We start from the raw sequence: 19,109 nt of genomic DNA on the forward strand, positions 1-19,109 counted from the left end.
CCGAGGCGGTGGGCGCGATGGAGTCCACGGAAGGCGCAGTGGCGCCGGGGAATCGGGACCTGATCGAACTACTCGCCCTGCAACGCCGGATCGCCGTGATCGCCGAACAGCTGGACGCGGAGTCGGCAACCTCGTTCTCGCACAGCGAGGTGGCCGCGGTCTCGCTGCGCGAGGACGATTGGGCGTGGAGGTACCGCTCGCGGAGGGAAGGTAATGCGATGAGTGTCAGTCTGGCCAAAGGCGGCAATGTCTCGCTGTCGAAGCAGGCGCCGAATCTGACGAAGGTGGCCGTCGCCCTGGGGTGGGACGTACGCAGCACCACCGGAGCCGATTTCGATCTCGATGCCAGTGCGCTCGCCTGCGGGCCGAATCAGCGTGTCGTCTCCGACAGTCATTTCGTGTTCTACAACAACCTGCGGTCCCCGGAGGGCACCATCGAGCACACCGGCGACAACCTCACCGGTGAGGGCGAGGGCGACGACGAGGTGATCACCGTGGATCTGGCGGCCATGCCGCCGAGCATCACCAATATCTTCTTCCCCGTATCGATCTACGAGGCCGAGACCCGGCGCCAGGCCTTCGGTCAGGTGCGCAATGCCTACATACGGGTCATGGACGCCGTCACCGGGTCGGAGCTGACCCGCTTCGACCTCACCGAGGACGCCTCGACCGAGACCGCCATGGTGTTCGGCGAGCTGTACCGGCACGGCACCGAGTGGAAGTTCCGGGCCATCGGGCAGGGCTACGCCTCCGGATTGGCCGGTATCGCACGGGATTATGGGGTCAACGTCTAGAGGCGCACCGGGAGCGGCACCGGGCGCTTGGGCGCCCGCCGGTCACCGGAGGAGATGCCGCGCAGGCGGCGCATCACCCACGGCCCCAGCGCGGTTGCCGCCCACTGGAATTCGGCCGCGATCGAGCGCAGCGCCCCGTGCTCGGGCAGATCCGGGAGCAGCGGACGGGTCCAGGCGTCGTTCGCGCCGGGCAGCCGCAGGGCCTCGGCCATGGCGTCGGCGATGCGCTGGTGCCCGAGCGGGCTGGCGTGCAGCCGGTCCGCGTCCCACAGGCGGGGATCGGTCACCACGGCATGATGGCCGGTCTCGGCCACCAGTACCCCGTGCCGGTGGGCCGCCGCCCGCAGCCGGTCGTTGATCGCCGCGATCCGGCCGCGAATCGGCCGGGCCAGCGGAATCGTCTCGGCCACATCGGGAAAGGTCAGCGTCGCCACCACCGCGCCGGTGGCGGTGAGTGCGGCGAACATGGCCTCGACGTGCCCGGCGATCTCGTCCGGGTCGAAGTTCGGGCGCAGCAGATCGTTCATGCCGGCCAGCACGGTGGCCAGATCCGGGCGCAGCGCCAGCGCCGCGTCCAGCTGGTCGTCGCGAATCTGGTGGGCCAGCTTGCCGCGCACCGCCAGATTGGCGTAGCGCAGTTCGGGATTGGTGAGGGCGAGACGCTCGGCCAGCCGGTCCGCCCACCCGCGCAGGCCGGTCAGGTCGTCGCCGTCGCCCACGCCCTCGGTCTGACTGTCGCCCAGGGCGACGTATCGCGTGTACCTGCCATCGGTCATGGCGGATCGGCCTTTCGGTGACTTTTCGTGGATCATCCCAGGAAATCGGCCGGCACGGGGGTCGGGCCGAACTCGTTCACGAGCCCGCCGCTTGGCGTTCGGCCGCTGCTGCCTCCTGTTCGATTTGCGCGACGGCCTCGGCCTGGATCTGCTCGAACTGCGCGGCCATCGCCTCGGCGAGCGCCTGCGCGCCGGAGAGCGGACGCACCATCACCATGAACTCGTCGATCCGGCCGTCGGCGTCGAAGTGCAGGAAGTCGCATCCGGTGATGCGCTTGCCCGCGACCGTGGTCTCGAAGACCAGCGCGTGATCGCTGCTGTCCGCCGCGCCGATCTCCTTGATGTAGCGGAAGTCCTCGAACACCCGCATGACACCGCGCAGGATGGCCGCGGTGATGGCCTTGCCCGGGTAGGGCTTGAAGGCGACCGGGCTGGTGAACACCACATTGTCGGCGAGCAGGGCCGCCATGGCCGCCTCGTCACGGGCCTCGACGGCCTTGCGGAAGGGGTGCATGATTCCCTCGTTTCATATAGTCAAATCATTGTCTACTGACTTCGAACAGTAGCGTGCGGCTCTTCAGGATGTCCAGGTCGAAGGTATTCAATAAATTGACCATCGCAGAGCTGTTGAACCCGCGCCCGCAGCGGCCGCGCATCACCGGGCCAATAGACTCGCCGGGTGCGACATAGGCAGGCCGATGGCTCCATGGACCTGACGCAGCTGCGGACCTTCCTGGCCGTCTACCGGGCCGGGTCGATCACCGCCGCCGCGGGTCAGGTCGGCCTCTCGCAGCCGACGGTGACCACCCAGCTGCAGGCGCTGGAACGCCAGGTTGGACGGCCGCTGTTCGAGCGGCTGCCGCGCGGTGTCGCCCCGACCGCGGCCGCGCACGATCTGGCCGCGCGGGTGGCCGCGCCGCTGGACGCCCTGGAGTCGGTGATCGGCGACGGCTCCGATGCAGGCGTCGCAGCCGTGGAACCGCCGGTCCTGCTCGGCGGCCCCGCCGAATTGCTGGCCACCCTGGTCCTGCCCGGACTCGCACCGCTGGTCGCGGACGGTGTCCGGCTCGCGGTGAGCACCGGCCTGGCCGACGACCTGCTCGCGGATCTGCGACTCGGAAAACTCGACCTGGTCGTCTCGACCATTCGCCCGCGGGGCCGGACCGTGCTCGCGGAGACGCTCGCCGATGAGGAGTTCGTACTGGTGGCCGCGCCCGAGGTGGCCGCCCGCGCGGATCTGGACCGCCTGCGCGCCAATGACTTCGGCGGAGTGCCCCTGGTGACCTACGCCCCGGATCTGCCGATCGTCCGCCGCTACTGGCGGCACGTCTTCGACACCCGGCTGGAAGCCGACCCCGGTCTGGTGATCCCGGACCTGCGCGCCGTCCTCGCCGCGGTGGTGGCGGGCGCGGGCGTCTCGGTGCTCCCGAGCTACCTGTGCACCCGGGAATTGGCCTCGGGCACCATCGAAAAGCTCTGGGACCCGCAGGATGCGCCGATCAACACCGTCTTCCTGGCCCGCCGGGTGGGCGGTCCCGTCCGCCCGCACGTGGACCGGGTGCGCGCTCGCCTGCTCGCGGCCGCGCGCGAGTGGCACGACTGCCCGGACTGACGACCACGGCCCGGTCCCCAGGGAACCGGGCCGTGGTGGCACGTCGGACGGAGTCCGTACCGCCTACTTCTCGATGAGACCGTACTGGGTGAGCAGTTCGCCGATCTCGTTGTTGCCGAGGCGCTTCGCCAGCCCGCGCCAGAGCAGGTCCGGGCCCGGGAGGTCGATGGGATCGCCGTCGCGGAGGCGGCTCATGGCGGCCAGCAGGGTGCGGACGTCGTAGGTGGAGTTGAAGACCTCCGGGACGCCGCGTTCGATATCGAGCAGCTGGTACGCCGCCTCCATGCCGGTGCGCACCGAGTACTCGGTGGTGAAGATGCAGTCGCGGCTGGTCTCGGCGAACTGACCGATGAAGGCGAAGTTGACCGAACCCTCCGGGACCACGTCCGGGCGGTCACCCGCCTTGCGGGGCATGAAGAAGGCGGTCACGTAGGGCATCATGACCGGCACGCATCTGGCGCCGCTCGCGGCCAGCCCGGGGATGTCCGCTTCGGGAACGCCCAGGTGGTACAGCCATTCCTGGGTGATCTCCTCGCCGGTGCACTCCTGCATGGTCTTCTTCACGTAGTCGCCGGGCTTGTCGACGAACAGCGAGTACACCCAGACCACGATCTGGTCCTTGGGCTGCTGCTTGAAGTGCGGCTGCCGGTTGACCGTCCAGCTCATCAGCCAGTTGGAGTCCTTCACGGTGACGATGCCGCCGGTGACGACCTTGCCGCTGAAGGGATCCCGCTTGCAGATGTTCTGAATGTATTCGGGGATGCGCTGATCCAGCGTGGTGACGGTGGCCGACTCCCACTTGGTCTCGGGAATGTGCGAACCGAACACGTCCGGATGGCCGAAGGCCTTGTCCCTGGCGGCGATCCGGCGCCACAGATCCCACGCGGGGGCCGGGCCCTCGTCGACCTTGGCGGGCGTGTGGTGGTCGCCCTCGTCGGAGTTCTCGGTGAGCGAGCCGATGGTCATCAGCAGCAGATCGTCCGGCCCCAGGTCGACCCCGCCCTCGACGCCCTCCGAGATCCAGTGAATCCTGGTGGCCTGCTTGCGATCCGCGGTGAGGTCGAAGTCGACGTCGGTGACCGTGGTGTCGAATTTGAAGGTGACGCCCTGGTCCGATAGCCAGCGGCGGAGCGGCAGCACCAGCGACTCGTACTGGTTGTACTTGGTGAACTTCAGGGCCGAGAAGTCCGGCAGCCCGCCGATGTGGTGGATGAACCGGTGTAGGTACAGCTTCATCTCGAGCGCGCTGTGCCACTCCTCGAAGGCGAACATGGTGCGCCAGTACATCCAGAAGTTGCTCTCGAGAAAGTCCTTCGAGAACACCTCGTCGATGCGCTTGCCCTCCATCTCCTCACGGGTGGCGAGGAAGATCTTGGTGATGTCCTGCTGCGCCCTGTTGTTCAGCGTGAAGAGGTTCTTGGTCTGGGCGCTCTGACCGCGGTTGACGGTGGCGCGCTCGAGGGAGAAGTTCGGGTCGTCCTTGTTGAGCCAGTAGAACTCGTCGAGCACGCTCGCGTCCTCGACCTCCATGGACGGGATGCTCCGGAAGAGGTCCCAGAGGCATTCGAAGTGGTTCTCCATCTCGCGGCCACCGCGAATGACGAAGCCCTTCTCCGGTTCCCGGATGCCGTCGAGCGCGCCGCCCGGCAACTTCAGCTCTTCCAGAATGGTGATCTTGCTACCGGGCATCTGGCCATCACGGATGAGGAAGGCCGCCCCGGAGAGCGAGGCCAGACCCGACCCCACGAACCAGGCCGTCTTGTCCTCGACGCCCGCCGGCTTGCGCGGCCGCGCGAAGGCTTCGTAATTGCCACTGCTGTAGAACATGAGAACTCCCGTCTCGAATCACGCCGTGTACTTGTAGAAGCCTTCCCCGGTGGCGATGCCGAGCTTGCCCTGGTCGATGTAGTTCTCCTTGAGCCACTTGGCGATTCGCTGGGCGTCCTCGTCGCCGTGGGCCATGATGTTGTAGGGCGTGGTCAGGCCGATGATGTCGAGGATCTGGAAGGGTCCCGCGGGCGCGCCGGTGCCGATGCGCCAGGTGTTGTCCACCGCCTCGGGCTCGGCGTAGCCGCCCTCGGCCAGGTTCATGGCCGCGTCCAGCAGCGGCACCAGCAGCGAGTTCAGGACATAGCCGGCCTTCTCCTTGTGCAGCTCGATGGGCACCATGCCGATGGCGGTGGCGAAGTCCACGACGGCCTGGAAGACGGCCGGATCGGTGTCGGGGGTGCCCATGATCTCGGCGGTGTTGAAGTGCCACACCTGATTCGCGAAGTGCAGCGCCAGGAACCGGTCCGGGCGGCCGGTGAAGTCCTTCATAGCGCTGGGCAGCAGCGTGGAGGAGTTGGTGGCGAAGATGGTGCGCTCGGGCGCGAGCTTGCCCAGCTTCTCGTAGGTGTCCTGCTTGATGGCGAGCACCTCGGGAACCGCCTCGATCACCAGGTCGGCGTCGGCGACCGCCGCGGCCAGATCGGAACTCAGCGCGATGCCCGCCGCGGTCGTCTCGGCCTTGCCGTCGCCCGCGCCCGGCACCTGCTCGCGGTAGGTGGCGGCCAGCTTGTCGAAGCGGCCGCGCGCCGCGGCCAGCACCTCGTCGGTGATGTCGTACGCGGTGACGTCGAATCCGCGGAACGCGGTCTGGAACGCGATCTGGGAACCGAGAACTCCGGTGCCGAGCACGGTGACCTTGCGGATGTCGATGCTCATTGTCATTGCCTCCCTAGGGATGTGAAGGATCCAGCGATTATCTGTGCGATCTGCGCCCGCAGATCCGCCATGGCGTCGTGGCCGGGATGCGCCCCGGTGGACGGTTGCACCAGCGCCAGGTGCAGGACCGCGAAGATGCTGCGACCCGCCAGCCTGGCCTGCTCTTCCCAACGCGCCGAGGCGTTTTCGTCGCCGGCCGGCGTGCCGATTCCGTCGCGGCGCGCGTCGGCGATGAGCCGCTCGGTGATCATGGACTCCAGCCCGGCCACCAGGGCCAGGCCCTCGGAGCGGTAGGTGTCGGTGGGTGAGCCGAACAGCAGCTCGCGCTGATAGACGATGGTGTTCTCGGGCCGCTGCTCGGCCGCGCGCAGGAGCGGGCGCAGCAGAGCCGTCACCGCCTCGACCGCATCGGTTTGTGTGCGGGCCGCCGCGGCGCCGTCCGCCAGCGCGGTACGTAATTCCTCGTTGTAGACCATCAGCAACAACTCACCTTTGGTGGCGGCGTAGCGGAACAGTGTCCCGGCGGCGATATCCGCCCGATCTGAGATTTGCTGAGTGGTAACTCTATCGAATCCGTGCTCAGCGAACAGGGCGGCGGCGGCCTCGAAGATGCGTGACTGCTTGTCGTGCATCTTGCGCTGGCGTCGGCCGACGTGCACCGGCTTGGCCTGCGCGACCATCGGACACCTCCAACCCGGATCAGAAAACTGAGTGGACTCAAAAATGAGCGTACTCTGAGTTATCGATTGCGCAACCCGGCTGGGCCGCCGGATCCGCGTGGACCGCCCGCCGGTGGTCGCGGTACAGCTCATCGGCCGCGTAATCCGTTACCGCACAGTGCTTTCGACATGGGCAGTGCGGTTGTTCCCGAGCCGGACCAGGGTGTCGCCGAACGAGCCGGCCGGGTCTGCCGGGCGTATGTTGGTCGGATGGCCACGCATCTCACCCACTGGGGCGTTTTCGAGGCGCGCAGCGACGGGGACCGGCTCACCGCGGTGCGACCCTGGCGAGGTGATCCGGAACCCACCCCGCTGATCGAGAATGTGGCCTCGGCCCAACATCATCCGGCACGCATCTCGCAGCCGTACGTGCGAAAGGGCTGGCTCGAGAACGGTCCAGGACCCGCGGCGCGCGGCGCCGACGAGTTCGTGCCGGTGTCCTGGGACACCGCGCTGGATCTGCTGGCCGGTGAATTGTCCAGGGTGTACCGCGAATTCGGACCGACGGCGGTGTACGGAGGTTCCTACGGCTGGGCCAGTGCCGGCCGATTCCACCACGCGCAGAGCCAGGTTCACCGCTTCCTGAACTGCCTCGGCGGGTATGTCTCGCACCGCAACAGCTACAGCCTGGGCGCGTCGACGGTGTTGCTGCCGCACATCCTCGCGGATATGGGCACGATCATGTCGCGCGCAACGACGAAATCGGTGCTGGCGGAGCATTCGAGGCTGGTGGTCTCGTTCGGGGGACTCTCACCGAAGAACACCGCCGTGGCGCCGGGCGGAGTCTCGCGGCACAACGGTCGCGGTTGGATCGAGGCGGCGCGGGAGAACGGCTGCCGGTTCGTCACCGTCTCGCCGCTGCGCGACGATATTCCGGCCGAAGCGGACGCCGAATGGATCGCGGCCCGGCCCGGCAGCGATACCGCCCTGATGCTCGCCCTCGCCCAGGTGCTGGACGCGGAAGGCTTGGCGGACAACGCTTTCCTGGACCGCTACACCGTCGGCTACGAGCGCTTCGCCGGCTATCTGCGCGGTGCGGTCGACGGCGTCGTCAAGGATCCGGAGTGGGCCGAGCCGATCACCGGTATTGCCGCGGAACGGATTCGGACGCTGGCCCGGGAGATGGCGGGCACGCGCACGCTGGTCACAGTGAGCTGGTCGCTGCAACGCGCCCGATACGGCGAGCAACCGCTGTGGCTCGGCGTGGTCCTCGCCGCCATGCTCGGCCAGATCGGTTTGCCCGGCGGCGGATTCGGCCACGGCTACGGGTCGGCCGCGAATGTCGGTCTGGCCGTGCGGCTCACGTCGCCGCCGCGCCTGCCCCAGGGCGTCAACGGCGTCGATGACTTCATTCCGGTCGCGCGCATCGCGGACATGCTGCTGAACCCCGGCACGCCTTACGAATACAACGGCGAGCACCGGACGTATCCGACTATCCGGCTGGTCTACTGGGCCGGCGGCAATCCTTTCCATCACCACCAGAACCTGGCCCGGCTGCGCACCGCGTTCGGCCGTCCGGACACCGTGGTGGTGCACGATCCGTTCTGGACGGCCACCGCCCGGCACGCCGACATCGTGCTCCCGTCGACCATGACGATCGAACGCGACGACTACGGCTCCGGCGAGGGCGACCGCTTCCTGTTCCCGATGCCGGCCCTGACCCGCCCGCACGGCGAGGCCCGTGACGACTACTGGATGTTCGGCGAGCTGGCCGAAAGATTGGGCTTCGGAAAGGAATTCACCGAGGGGCGGACAACGCGGGAGTGGCTGCGCCACCTCTACGACGAATGGCGCGAGCGGCTGCATGACCGCGGTCACGAGGTGCCGGACTACGACTCGTTCTGGGCCGGGGAGTCGATAGACCTGCCGATCGAGGCCGAGGAGCACATCGCGTTCGCGGACTTCCGGGCCGACCCGTCGGCGCACCCGCTCCGGACCCCGAGCGGCCGGATCGAGATCTTCTCCGAGACCATCGCGGGCTTCGGCTACGACGATTGCCCGGGACATCCGGTCTGGCTCGAGCCCGACGAGTGGCTGGGCAGCCCGCTGGCGGCGCGGTTCCCGCTGCAGCTGGTGGCCAACCAGCCCCGCACCAAGCTGCACAGTCAGCTGGATGTCGGTGCGCACAGCCAGTCCACGAAAATCTCCGGCCGCGAACCGGTCCGGCTGCATCCCGCCGACGCGGCCGTCCGCGGCCTCGCCGCGGGTGACATCGTCCGGATCTTCAATGACCGCGGCAGCTGTCTGGCCGGACTGGATATCAGCGACGCGGTACGTCCCGGAGTCGCACAGCTGTCGACCGGCGCCTGGTACGACCCCGACCCGGCCGACCCGGCCTGCTGCCGCCACGGAAACCCGAACGCGCTGACCGACGATCGGGGCACCTCCCGCCTGAGCCAGGGCTGCACCGGTCAGCTGTCCCTGGTGGAGATCGAGCCCCATACCGGCCCGGTCCCGCCGCTGACCGTCACCGGCCCGCCCGCGATCACCGGCTCCTGAGCCCGTTGTTCGCCGTGAGGGCCTCGATCACGGTGCGAGCCGCATTGGACGGCGTGCGCTGGACGGCATGGCCGACGCACAGTTTCCAGGGCAGCGGCCGGGGTGCGAATTCGGAGTGGGGCACGCCGGGGGAGAGCAACGCGACGGACTTCGGGATGAGGACCATCCCGAAGTCCTTGGCGGCCAATTCCAGTGCGAAGGCCTGGTCGGCCACCTCGATCACGGGAACGCGGCCCGGAAAAAGCTCGTCGGCGATGGTTCGGATGCCCCAGCCCGGCGGGAAGTCGATGTAGCGCACGCCGTCCAGGTCGGCGGCCCGGAACGGACGCCCCGCCAGCGGATGGTCCGGCCCGGTGCAGAGCACGAGGGTCTCCTCGGCGATGAGATGCGTGGTGATGCCAGGAAATTCGCTGCTCATGCCGGCCAGCAGCGCCAGCTCGAGCGAATTGTCGCGCAGCCCGGCCACATTGCCCGCGACGCCGGAGATGCTCTGCCGCATCTGCAGGGTCACCGCCGGAAACCGCTGGTGCAGTTGGGCGATGATGCCCGCCAGGTCGAAATTGTGGATGTTCATGAGATTGCCGACGACCACCTCGCCGCGGATCTCGCCGCGGGCGGCGTCGATGGCGTCCACGATGTCGCGCCGGGCGCGCAGCAGCGTCCGGGCGGGAGCGACCATGGCCCGGCCCGCCTCGGTGAGCTCCAGCGTGCGCGGCGTGCGGTCGAACAGGCGCACCCCGAGTTCGTGTTCTAGCTTGCCGACGCTGGTGGAGACCGCCGATTGGACCAGGTTGAGAGCGCGGGCCGCGGCGGTGAAGGACCGATGGTCGCAGCAGGCCAGGAAGCATTCGATCTGACGCAACTCCATGCTCCGAGCCTACCGATGCCATCTACCTCAGAGATGGCAGTATCGAAAACCATCGCTTTTGTTGATCGATCGCCGCATCCAACATGGACAGGTGACTGATTCGATGACCGTGGCCCCCGCCCGGCCCGCGCCCGACACCGCGACAGCGCCCGGCGTGGCGCTGACCCGGACGACAGTGCTGGTGTTCGCGGTGACCGCGGGCTCCTCCGCGGCCGGCAACTACTATCTGCAACCCCTGCTGCACCAGGTCGCCGGGGATCTGAGCATCTCCACCGCGACCGCGGCCCTGCTGGTCAGCGCCGCGCAGATCGGCTATCTGTGCGGCCTGGCCCTGCTGGTGCCGCTGGGGGACTTCCTGCGCCGCCACCGCATGGTCCCGGTGCTGCTGCTGGCCTCGGTTGCGGCCCTGCTGGTTTCGGCCTTCGCGCCCAATTTCGCGGTGCTGTTCGCGGGGGTGGTGGCCACCGGTGTCGCGGCCTCGGCCGCGCAGGTGGTGGTGCCGTGGGCCTCGGCGCTGGCCGATCCGGCCCGGCGCGGGCAGGTGGTCGGCACGGTGATGAGCGGACTGCTGCTGGGAATCCTGTTGTCGCGGGTGCTGTCCGGGGCGGTGGCGCAGCTGGGTGGCTGGCGGGCGGTGCTGCTGGTGGCGGCCGGACTGCAGGTGGTGATGGCGGTGAGCGTCTACGTGCTCGCGCCCGCCACGCCGCGGGCGGCCACGGGCGAGAGCTACCCGCAGGTGCTGGCGTCGATCCTGGGTCTGATCCGCCGGCACGCGGTGCTGCGACAGCGCATGATGCTGGGCTTCATCCTCATGGCCTGCTTCTCGGCGGTGTGGACGGCCATCGCGTTCCTGCTGTCCGGGTCGCACGGAAGTGATTACCACTACGGCGAATTCACCATCGGCCTGTTCGGTCTGGCGGGTGTGGTCGGGGCGCTGGGCGCGCCGGTGGTCGGGCGGATGGCCGATCGCGGGCACCTGCGCCGCGTCACCACGCTGACCTGGCTGGTGCTGTTGGCGAGCTGGGCGCTGATGGCCTGGGGCGGGCACAGCGTGGTCGCGCTGATCGCCGCGCTGGTGATCTTCGACTTCGGCATCCAGGGCGCGCATCTGACCAATCAGAGCGCCATCTACACCCTCGATCCGGCCGCGCGCAGCCGCCTGACGACCGCGTACATGGTCACCTACTTCCTGGGCGGTGTGGCCGGTTCGGTGACCGCCGGGGTGGCCTACGAGGCCGGCGGCTGGGCGCTGGTGTGCGAGATCGGCGTCGTCGCAACCATGCTGGGCCTGCTGCTGTGGGCGGCGTTCGCACTCCGCCCACAGCGCGCGGGGGTGCATCAGCCCGTCATGTCGGCGGGCAGCTGACCGGACATGGCAATCGCCTCGGCGAGCAGGTCCGCCGTCGAGAGCAGTTGCTGCCGCGTGTGTTCCGAGGTGATGAAGAAGCGGAGCCGCTCCTTGCCCACCGGGACCGCCGGGGCCGAAATGGCCCCGGCGTACACGCCGTGCTGGAGCAGATGGGCCGAGACGAATCCGGCCCGGATCTCGCCCGGCACGATCACCGGCAGGATCGGGGTGCCCTGGGAGTCACCGAGATTCAGCTCCCGCTCCCGCAGCGCGGCATCGAACAGGCGCGCGTTCTCCCACAGCCGGGTGACCCGCTCCGGCTCGGCCTCCAGCACCTCCAGCCCGGCCAGGGCCGCGGCGATGCCCGAGGGCACGGGTCCGCCGGTCAGCATGGCCACGCCGGGCGCGCTCGACTTCATCGCCCCGATGAGATCGGCGTCGGCGGCGATGAACCCGCCGACGCTGCCCAGCGCCTTGGACAGCGTGCCCATCCAGATGTCCACGTCCGCGCCGGCCATGCCGTAGTGCTCGCGGATGCCGTGCCCGGTGGGTCCGAGGACGCCGAGCGAATGGGCCTCGTCCACCATGACCGCACAGTCGAATTCCCGTGCGACGGCGGCCAGTTCGGCGACGCGGCCGACGGTGCCGTCCATGGAGTAGTGGCCCTCGATGACCACCAGCGCCCGGTCGAATCCGGAGCGTGACATCTTCAGCACCGACCGCAGCGAGTCCGGGTCATTGTGCCGGAAGTTGATCCGGCGGCAACCCGCCCACTGCGTGCCCGACACCACGCTGCCGTGAATCAGGCTGTCGCAGAAGGCCACATCGCCCTCGCGCAGCAGGAAGCCGATGACCCCGGCATTGGTGAGATAGCCGCTGGTGGTCACCATGGCGTCGCCCACGTCGTAGATCCCGGCCAGCCGCTGTTCGAGTTCGCCGTAGAGCGGGATCTCGCCGGAGACGATCCGGCTGGCCGACGCGGACGCGCCGTACTGGTCGAGCGCGTCCTTGGCGGCCCGCACCACCCGGGGGTGGCTGGACAGCCCCAGGTAGTTGTAGGCGCTGAAGTTCACCAGGTCGGTGTCCAGGGCCCGGATCACGGTGTCGTTCGGGCTGGTTCGCGGCAGGAACACCGGGTTCGGCATCCCCGACTGCCCGTAGAGCGCGCCGATGGCGGCCCGCTTCACCACGGCCGCGGCGACGTCGGGGTGATCGGCGAACTGACGGCCGGGACCGCGCGGGGTGCGCGCGGCCGCGGTCCGGCCCGGCGGTGCGATCCCGGTGGATACCGGGTGCGGTGCCGCGGTTCCGGTGGCCGTCGTCTCCTTGATCCCGTTGCCCGCCAGGAGTTTCCGGGCCAGATCGCGTGCGGACTCGGTCATGCCGGCACCGCCTGGCCGGTCGCCGCCGCGTCGCCGCCGACCAGGAGTTCGGCCGCGCGAGCGCCGGCCTGCTGGAGGGTGAAGGACCGGCCGACCTTCATGGACATCAGGTCCACGCCGAGCGTCTTGCTCACCAGCGCACCGAATTCCACCGCCATCAGCGAGTCCAGGCCCAGTTCCGGCACCGGCACGGTCAGATCGATGGAGTCGGCGTCGACGCCCATGACCACCGCCAGCTGTTCGGCCAGCATGTGCGCCACCACATCGGCGCGCTTCTGCTCGTCGAGCTCGCGCAGCGCCGCCACCAGATGCGACGCGGCCGAATTGTCCTCGACCGCGGTGGCGACGCGCTCGGCGGTGCGCCCGGTCATGGCGTACCAGGACACCGTGGCGGCCACCCGGGACCAGTCGATGGGAATGATGGACGCATGGTGGTGGATGCCGAGTTCCAGTGCCTTCTCCAGATATTCGGCGCCCTCCTCCATACTGATCGGATCGAATCCGGCGGTGCGCAGGTAGCGGGACACGTACTCGTCCTCGGCCATCCCGCCGCCGGACATGTGGCCCCAGCCGACCGACAGCGCGGTGCCGCCCTGCCGCGCCACCACGTCCGCGGTGGCATCGAGCGCGAGATTGGCCGCGGTGTAGGCGTATTGGCCGATGCTGCCGAAAATGGCGCTGCCGGAGGAGAACAGCACGAACATGTCGAGCTCGGCCCCGGCGGCCTCGATGCCGCGCCGCAGCGCGATCACGCCCTCGGCCTTGGGCCGGTACACGGTGGCGAGGCTGTCCCGGCTCATATCGGGTACGCGCTTGTCGTCGAGGCTGCCCGCGGTGTGGAACACGCCGCGCAGCGGGTGCTCGGCGGTGTTCGCCCGCGCGATCACCGCGGTCATGGCGTAGGCGTCGGTGACGTCCACCCGCTCCTCGACCACCTCGACGCCCTGTTCCTGCCAGAGTGCGAGCTGGGTCCGGGCGGCCTCGGTCCGCGGGCCGCCGCGCCCGAGCAGGGTGAGCCGCCGGGCGCCCAGCCCGACCAGCCAGCGGCCCATGGCCAGGCCGAAGGCCCCGAAGCCGCCGGTGATCAGGTACTGCGCCGCCGGATCCACGGTGACCGCCGGAATCATCGGGCGCACCTGCGGCGCTTCGGATTCCAGGCTCACCGCGATGCGGCCGAAGTGCGCCGACCGGGCCACGTCCTCGAAGGCCTTGGCCACGTCGGCGGTGTCGTACAGCTCGTAGGGCAGATACCGGTAGATCCCGGCGGCCAGCTTCTCGTGCACGCCCTGCACGAGTTCTCCGGTGGGCTTGCGCTTGAACGCGAGCATGCGGTCCAGGTCGAAGGAGTGGTAGGAGAGGTTCTTGTCGAAGTACCCCAGGTCGAGCACGCCGCCGGTGTAGATGTCGGCCTTGCCGATCTCCACGATGCGCCCGAACTCGGCCACCGCCTTGAAGTTCCGGCGCAGGATCTCCCCGGGCGCGGTGCTGATCACCACATCCACGCCCCGGCCGTCGGTGAGGCCGAGGACGTCGTCGGCGAAGTTGAGCGAGCGGGAGTCCAGCGCGTGGTCCGCGCCCTGAGCCAGGACGTAGGCCCGGCGCTCGTCACTGCCCGCGGTGCCGATCACGGTGGCCCCGTGCAGTTTCGCGATCTGCACCGCCGCCGAGCCGACGCCGCCCGCCGCGCCGTGCACCAGCACCACGTCGCCGGCCCGCACCCGCGCCAGCTCCAGCAGCGAGTGCTCGGCGGTGGCGAAGGCCACGGTGCTCGTGCACTGGCCGACCTCGGTGCTGCCGGCGACCCGGGTGATCAGGTCCGCGTCGGTGGTGTGGAAGCGGGAGATCATGGCCTTGGAGGTCAGGAACACCCGATCGCCGATGGTCACATTGTCGACGTCCGCACCGACGCGGACGACGACGGCGTCGGCCTCCATGCCGGGTTCGGTGCCGTAGAAGGTGCCCGCCATCTCGCGCTCGCCGAGCACGCCGATGACCTTGAGCGGGTCCTTGTAGCCCAGGCCGATGGCCAGGATCCGCACCTCGACCTCGGTCGGCCCCGGGGCGCGCCGGTCGCAGCGCCGCCACGCCAGCCGGGACAGCACCCGTGACTTCGGCAGCTCCAGACGGAAATTCGCCTCCGGATCGGTGAGCGGTTCGGCTCGGTCCAGGGCTTCGAGCCGGTCGGGCAGGGTGGCCGCGACCACGGTCACCCAGCGCAGGCCGTTGCGCAGCACCACCTCGTCGGAGTGGTCGTAGGTGAACGCGCCCGCAATGGCGAGCTCGGCGGCCAGGTCCGCCTCGGCCACCTCGGGATCCACGTCGATCAGCCGCCAGCGCAGCCGGGACTGCTCGTTGAGCAGCACCCGGCGGGCGCCGGCGAGGGCGGCGTGGGCCGGGTCGGGCGCGGCATCCTCGTCCGGGTGCGCGAAGGCGCGCTCGGTGACCAGGGAGACGTGAATGGAACCGTCGCCGGTCATGGGGATTTCGTCGCCGCGCTGCTGCAGCCAGTCCTCGAGGAAGCCCTCGATCGTCACCGCGATCCGGCGCAGCGTCCAGAGCGCGTCCAGGTCGGTGTATTCCGAACCCGCCACCAGGACGACGTGCGTGCGCTCGACGCCGCTCAGCGCCACGATCTGCTGAAGCCGTTCGCGCACCACGGCTTCCAGGTCCTCGCTGGTCGGATCGCCGACCGCGAGCACCTCACCGTGTGCCGTCGTGCCCGCGATGAAACCGGCGCGCGGACCGGCCTCGGTGGCGAGGTCGATGGCCAGGGTGTACGCCGTTTCGGGGGACGGCAGCGCGCTGGTGTCCACCGGTTCCCGCATGTCCCAGCGGTCTTCGTAGAAGTAGTCCGTGAGCCGTTGCAGCGCACCGCGATCCGGGTTGATGGCCCCCAGCCGCAGCCCGATGATCCGCATGACCACGTTCCGCTCGGCGTCGAGCAAGTCGTAGTCGCAGGTCAGATTGTCACCGCTGTGCAGCCGCGCCACCACGGTCACCTGGTCGGGGATGGGCGCGAACACCCGCGCCCCCTCCACCGCGACCGGAACCAGCGCGCCCCGTTCGGCATTCGGCGCGGCGGCGAGGACCGCGCCGAAGCACTGCACGGCAGCGTCGACGACGGCCGGGTGGGCGAGGTGGCCGCTGTCGCGGGCGATGGCGCCGTCCAGGGTGGCGACCACGGTATTGCCGGACACCCGCAGCTCGGTGGCACGGCGGAAGGCCGGGCCGTAGTCCAGGCCGCGTGCGGCGAAGGCGGTGTAGTAGGCGTCCGGGTCGATGGCGAGCATCTCCTCGAGCGCCGGCAGGTCGGCCTTGCTCGGCTCGTACACGCCCTCGACCAGCCGGCCGGTGGCATTGATGGTCCAGTTGATGCTCGCGGGCTCGCGGGAGCGAATCGTGAACCGCCGCGTGGATTCCTCCACGTGCAGCTCCACCACCGGCGCCATGCCCTCGTCCACCACCAGCGGCGCGAGGAAGCGGACATCCTCGACGGCCACCCGGGTGGACTCGGTGCGCAGCGCTGCCGCGCTCAGCGCCGCGTCCAGATAGGCCGCGCCGGGCAGGATCCGGGAGCCGCCCACCACATGGTCGGCCAGCCACGGCAGATCGCCCACGCTGAGCTGGATGCGCCAGGCCGTGGTCGGGTCCTCGAGCGTCGGATCGCCGAGCATGCGGTAGCCGCCGGGGGTGCCGTACTTGAGCTGTTGCACGCCCAGCAGTTCGACGCGCAGCCGGGTGCGCTGCCACGGATAGCGCGGCAGCTCCACGTGCGGGGTGACGACCGAGCCGAAGAGGGCGTCGATATCGAGCACGCCCGCGGTGTAGAGGCCCGCGACGGTCTGCCGGACGCTCTCGTCGTCGGCCTGCTTGCGATTGAGGGTGGCGACGGTGGTGCCGGTCTCGCCCGCCCCGATGAGGATCTCGCGAATGTTGGCTCCCAGCACCGGATGCGGGCCGACCTCCAGGAACACCCGGCTGCCCGCGCCGACCAGCTCGGTGACGGCGTCGGCGAAGCGCACCGGCTGCCGCACATTGGCGCACCAGTACTCGGCATCCCAGTCGCCCGCGCCGACACGGGTCCCGGTCACGGTGGACCACAGGGGAATTCGCGGATCGGCGAGCGTCAGATCGGCCAGCGCCGTGCGCAGCTCGTCGAGGATGGGATCCATCAGATAGCTGTGGTAGGGCACCTCGACCTGTAGTCGGCGCGCGAAAATGCCCTGTTCGGTGAGGGATTCGGCGATCTCGTCGAGCCGCTGCTCATTGCCGGCCAGGGTCACCGCGCTCGGGCTGTTGACCGCCGCGATGCTGACCAGCTCATCGCCCTCGATCAGCTCCAGGGCCGCGGCCTGCGGCAGGCCGATGGCGAGCATGCCGCCCGAACCGGCCGTGGTGGCCTGCAACCGCGCCCGGTGATAGCTGACCAGCAGTGCGTCCCGCAGCGAGAGCATCCCGGTGACGTAGGCGGCCGACACCTCGCCGACACTGTGGCCGACCACGGCGGCGGGCCGGATGCCGAGCTCGTCGAGCAGCGCGACCAGCGCCACCTGGATCAGGAAGTTGGCGGGCTGGGCGACCGCCGTCGAGGTGACCCGCGATTCCTCCTCGGGCCGCAACAGTTCCTCGACGATGGACCAGCCCGAGATCTCCCGGAACACGGCGTCGATCCGCTCGGCCGCGGCGGCGAAAGTGCCACCGGCGGTGAGCAGTTGGCGGCCCATGGCCCACCACTGCGGTCCCATGCCGGTGAAGACGAGAACCGGCTCGGGCACCTTGCGGGTGATCACCTTGGCGGTGCGGCCCTCGCCGTTGGCGAAGTCCACCAGGGCCCGCACCAGCTCGGCGTCGTCACCGAAGGTCAGGCCGGCGCGCACCGGGTGATGGTGGCGGCGCGTCCACGCCGCCTCGGCCAGCCGGGCGGGGTCGGCGCCCGCCGCGATGAGCTCGGCGAAGCCGCGTGCGAGGGCGCGAGCGGCCGTGTCGTTGCGGGCCGAAATCGGCAGTACGCCATGGTGTCCGGGCTCATGGGCGGGCGTCTCCGCCGGGATGTACTCCTGGAGGATGGCGTGCGCGTTGGTGCCGCCGTATCCGAAGCCGTTGACCGCGATGGTCATTCGCGTCTCCGGCGCGACCGGCTGTGCCTCCAGTTGCAGCGCCAGGCCGAGCTCCCCGAAGGGGATGTCGGAGTTGGGCTCGTCGAGCCAGCCCTGCGGGGCGATCGTGCGATGGGTGATGGCCAGCGCCGACTTGATGACACTGGCGATGCCCGAGGCCGCCTCGGTGTGCCCGAGCTGCGCCTTCACCGAGCCCACGCCCAGCGGTCCGGTGCGCTCCGCGACCCGTCCGTAGGCGCGGCCGATGGCCCGCAGCTCGAGCGGATCGCCGACCGGCGTGCCGGTCCCGTGCGCCTCCACGTAGGTGACCTGGTGCGGCGCGATGCCCGCCCGCTCGGTCACCGACTTCGCCAGGGCCTCCTGCAGATCGGCATTGGGCACGGTGATGGCGGTGGTGCGCCCGTCCTGATTGGACCCGGTCGCCTTGACCACCGCGTAGATCCGGTCCCCGTCGCGCTCGGCGTCTTCGAGCCGCTTCAGGACCACCATGCCCGAGCCCTCGCCGCGCCCATAGCCGTCCGCGCTCGCGTCGAAGGGCTTGCTGCGGCCGTCGGCGGCCAGGAAGCCGCCCTTGCACATGGACACGAACGTCTCGGGCTGCAGCATCAGGGTGACGCCGCCGGCCAGTGCCACGGTGCAGTCGCCGTTCTCCAGCGCCTGGCAGGCCAGGTGGAAGGCCACCAGCGACGACGAGCACGCGGTGTCCACCGTCAGGGCGGGGCCGATCATGTTGAGCGCGTACGCGATCCGGTTGGAGATCATGGTGTACGACGCGCCCGCCGGGGTGTGCATGTCCACCCAGGGCAGCGTCGCATTGGTCAGCGACGTGCCCATCTGGTCGAGGGTGAAGGCCCCGACGTAGACGCCGATCGGCGCACCCGAGACGCGACCGGCGATGCCCGCGTCGTCCAGTGCCTCCCAGGCGACCTCGAGCACCAGCCGCTGCTGGGGGTCCATGGCGGCGGCCTCGCGCGGTGAGATGCCGAAGAACTCGGGGTCGAAGGCCCACGGATCGCCGGTCATGAAGGCGGCGCGCTTGGTGTACATGCGCCCCGGCGTGCGCTTGTCCGGGTCGTAGAAGCGGCGGTAGTCCCACCGATCGGACGGGATCTCCACGACCCCGTCGCCCTTGTTGATGATGAAGTCCCAGAACGATTCCGGTGAATCGATACCACCGGCGTAGCGGCACCCGATTCCGACAATGGCAATGTCAGACACTACGTCTCCTCGGTAAAACAGAAACGAACCTGGCGATCCCCCCCCCGAGGCAATGCGGAGCCGCCCGGGT

Annotated in this window: 12 protein-coding genes; 4 read left to right on the forward strand and 8 right to left on the reverse strand. The window is 69.5% G+C overall.

The genetic code is table 11. The features are described from left to right. The first annotated feature begins 218 nt into the window (after positions 1–218). The gene (locus ACFXIV_RS17810; RefSeq protein ID WP_379400660.1) at positions 219–794 is read left to right on the forward strand and encodes a TerD family protein; all 576 of its coding nucleotides are present in this window, start codon (positions 219–221) and stop codon (positions 792–794) included. Here the strand turns inward: ACFXIV_RS17810 and ACFXIV_RS17815 are convergent. Together ACFXIV_RS17815 and ACFXIV_RS17820 are read right to left on the reverse strand one after the other, a co-directional pair. Further along, positions 791–1,570 (reverse strand): SGNH/GDSL hydrolase family protein, encoded by a 780-nt coding sequence (locus ACFXIV_RS17815; protein WP_379400540.1) that lies wholly within the window; start codon positions 1,568–1,570, stop codon positions 791–793. The two genes, ACFXIV_RS17810 and ACFXIV_RS17815, sit on opposite strands and share 4 nt — an antisense overlap. 76 nt (positions 1,571–1,646) lie before the next feature. Next, positions 1,647–2,084 carry a nuclear transport factor 2 family protein gene (locus tag ACFXIV_RS17820; RefSeq protein WP_379400539.1) on the reverse strand — a complete coding sequence of 146 codons (438 nt, stop codon included), beginning with the start codon at positions 2,082–2,084 and terminating at the stop codon, positions 1,647–1,649. Between the two features lie 165 nt (positions 2,085–2,249). Between ACFXIV_RS17820 and ACFXIV_RS17825 the strand changes: the two genes are divergently transcribed. After that, the gene (locus ACFXIV_RS17825) at positions 2,250–3,182 is read left to right on the forward strand and encodes a LysR family transcriptional regulator (protein WP_379400538.1); all 933 of its coding nucleotides are present in this window, start codon (positions 2,250–2,252) and stop codon (positions 3,180–3,182) included. 63 nt (positions 3,183–3,245) lie between these two features. On the opposite strand, the gene ACFXIV_RS17830 is transcribed toward ACFXIV_RS17825, so the two are convergent. From ACFXIV_RS17830 to ACFXIV_RS17840, 3 genes are read right to left on the reverse strand one after another with little or no spacing between them, the layout of a single operon-like run. After that, on the reverse strand, positions 3,246–5,009 hold the full coding sequence (locus ACFXIV_RS17830; RefSeq protein WP_379400537.1) for an oleate hydratase: 1,764 nt from the start codon (positions 5,007–5,009) through the stop codon (positions 3,246–3,248). Positions 5,010–5,027: 18 nt separating this feature from the next. Further along, complete coding sequence (locus tag ACFXIV_RS17835; protein WP_379400536.1) at positions 5,028–5,888, reverse strand: 3-hydroxyacyl-CoA dehydrogenase; 861 nt, start codon at positions 5,886–5,888, stop codon at positions 5,028–5,030. Positions 5,889–5,890: 2 nt separating this feature from the next. After that, entirely contained in the window at positions 5,891–6,568 is a 678-nt protein-coding gene (locus ACFXIV_RS17840; RefSeq protein ID WP_379400535.1) for a TetR/AcrR family transcriptional regulator, read from the reverse strand. 249 nt (positions 6,569–6,817) lie between these two features. On the opposite strand from ACFXIV_RS17840, the gene ACFXIV_RS17845 reads away from it, so the two are divergent. Further along, entirely contained in the window at positions 6,818–9,106 is a 2,289-nt protein-coding gene (locus ACFXIV_RS17845; protein WP_379400534.1) for a molybdopterin guanine dinucleotide-containing S/N-oxide reductase, read from the forward strand. Here ACFXIV_RS17845 and ACFXIV_RS17850 read toward each other — a convergent pair. Beyond that, positions 9,093–9,974, reverse strand: coding sequence for a LysR family transcriptional regulator (locus ACFXIV_RS17850; RefSeq protein WP_379400533.1), 882 nt, complete (start codon positions 9,972–9,974; stop codon positions 9,093–9,095). The genes ACFXIV_RS17845 and ACFXIV_RS17850 overlap by 14 nt on opposite strands. A gap of 103 nt (positions 9,975–10,077) precedes the next feature. Here ACFXIV_RS17850 and ACFXIV_RS17855 point away from each other — a divergent pair, with 103 nt between their 5' ends. Then, positions 10,078–11,340 (forward strand): MFS transporter, encoded by a 1,263-nt coding sequence (locus ACFXIV_RS17855; protein ID WP_379400659.1) that lies wholly within the window; start codon positions 10,078–10,080, stop codon positions 11,338–11,340. Here the strand turns inward: ACFXIV_RS17855 and ACFXIV_RS17860 are convergent. Together ACFXIV_RS17860 and ACFXIV_RS17865 are read right to left on the reverse strand one after the other, a co-directional pair. Beyond that, complete coding sequence (locus tag ACFXIV_RS17860) at positions 11,313–12,704, reverse strand: aminotransferase class I/II-fold pyridoxal phosphate-dependent enzyme (protein WP_379400532.1); 1,392 nt, start codon at positions 12,702–12,704, stop codon at positions 11,313–11,315. The genes ACFXIV_RS17855 and ACFXIV_RS17860 overlap by 28 nt on opposite strands. Continuing rightward, on the reverse strand, positions 12,701–19,039 hold the full coding sequence (locus ACFXIV_RS17865) for an SDR family NAD(P)-dependent oxidoreductase (RefSeq protein ID WP_379400531.1): 6,339 nt from the start codon (positions 19,037–19,039) through the stop codon (positions 12,701–12,703). The genes ACFXIV_RS17860 and ACFXIV_RS17865 overlap by 4 nt, the downstream gene beginning before the upstream one ends. Between the last annotated feature and the right edge of the window lie 70 nt (positions 19,040–19,109).

This window comes from Nocardia sp. NPDC059236, from assembly GCF_042754085.1.
Taxonomy (GTDB): domain Bacteria; phylum Actinomycetota; class Actinomycetes; order Mycobacteriales; family Mycobacteriaceae; genus Nocardia.

Coding starts and splice junctions, on each gene's coding strand:
- ACFXIV_RS17810 (WP_379400660.1), top strand. CDS start 219: ATGAGTGTCAGTCTGGCCAAAGGCGGCAATGTCTCGCTGTCGAAGCAG.
- ACFXIV_RS17815 (WP_379400540.1), bottom strand. CDS start 1,570: ATGACCGATGGCAGGTACACGCGATACGTCGCCCTGGGCGACAGTCAG.
- ACFXIV_RS17820 (WP_379400539.1), bottom strand. CDS start 2,084: ATGCACCCCTTCCGCAAGGCCGTCGAGGCCCGTGACGAGGCGGCCATG.
- ACFXIV_RS17830 (WP_379400537.1), bottom strand. CDS start 5,009: ATGTTCTACAGCAGTGGCAATTACGAAGCCTTCGCGCGGCCGCGCAAG.
- ACFXIV_RS17835 (WP_379400536.1), bottom strand. CDS start 5,888: ATGAGCATCGACATCCGCAAGGTCACCGTGCTCGGCACCGGAGTTCTC.
- ACFXIV_RS17840 (WP_379400535.1), bottom strand. CDS start 6,568: ATGGTCGCGCAGGCCAAGCCGGTGCACGTCGGCCGACGCCAGCGCAAG.
- ACFXIV_RS17845 (WP_379400534.1), top strand. CDS start 6,818: ATGGCCACGCATCTCACCCACTGGGGCGTTTTCGAGGCGCGCAGCGAC.
- ACFXIV_RS17850 (WP_379400533.1), bottom strand. CDS start 9,974: ATGGAGTTGCGTCAGATCGAATGCTTCCTGGCCTGCTGCGACCATCGG.
- ACFXIV_RS17855 (WP_379400659.1), top strand. CDS start 10,078: ATGACCGTGGCCCCCGCCCGGCCCGCGCCCGACACCGCGACAGCGCCC.
- ACFXIV_RS17860 (WP_379400532.1), bottom strand. CDS start 12,704: ATGACCGAGTCCGCACGCGATCTGGCCCGGAAACTCCTGGCGGGCAAC.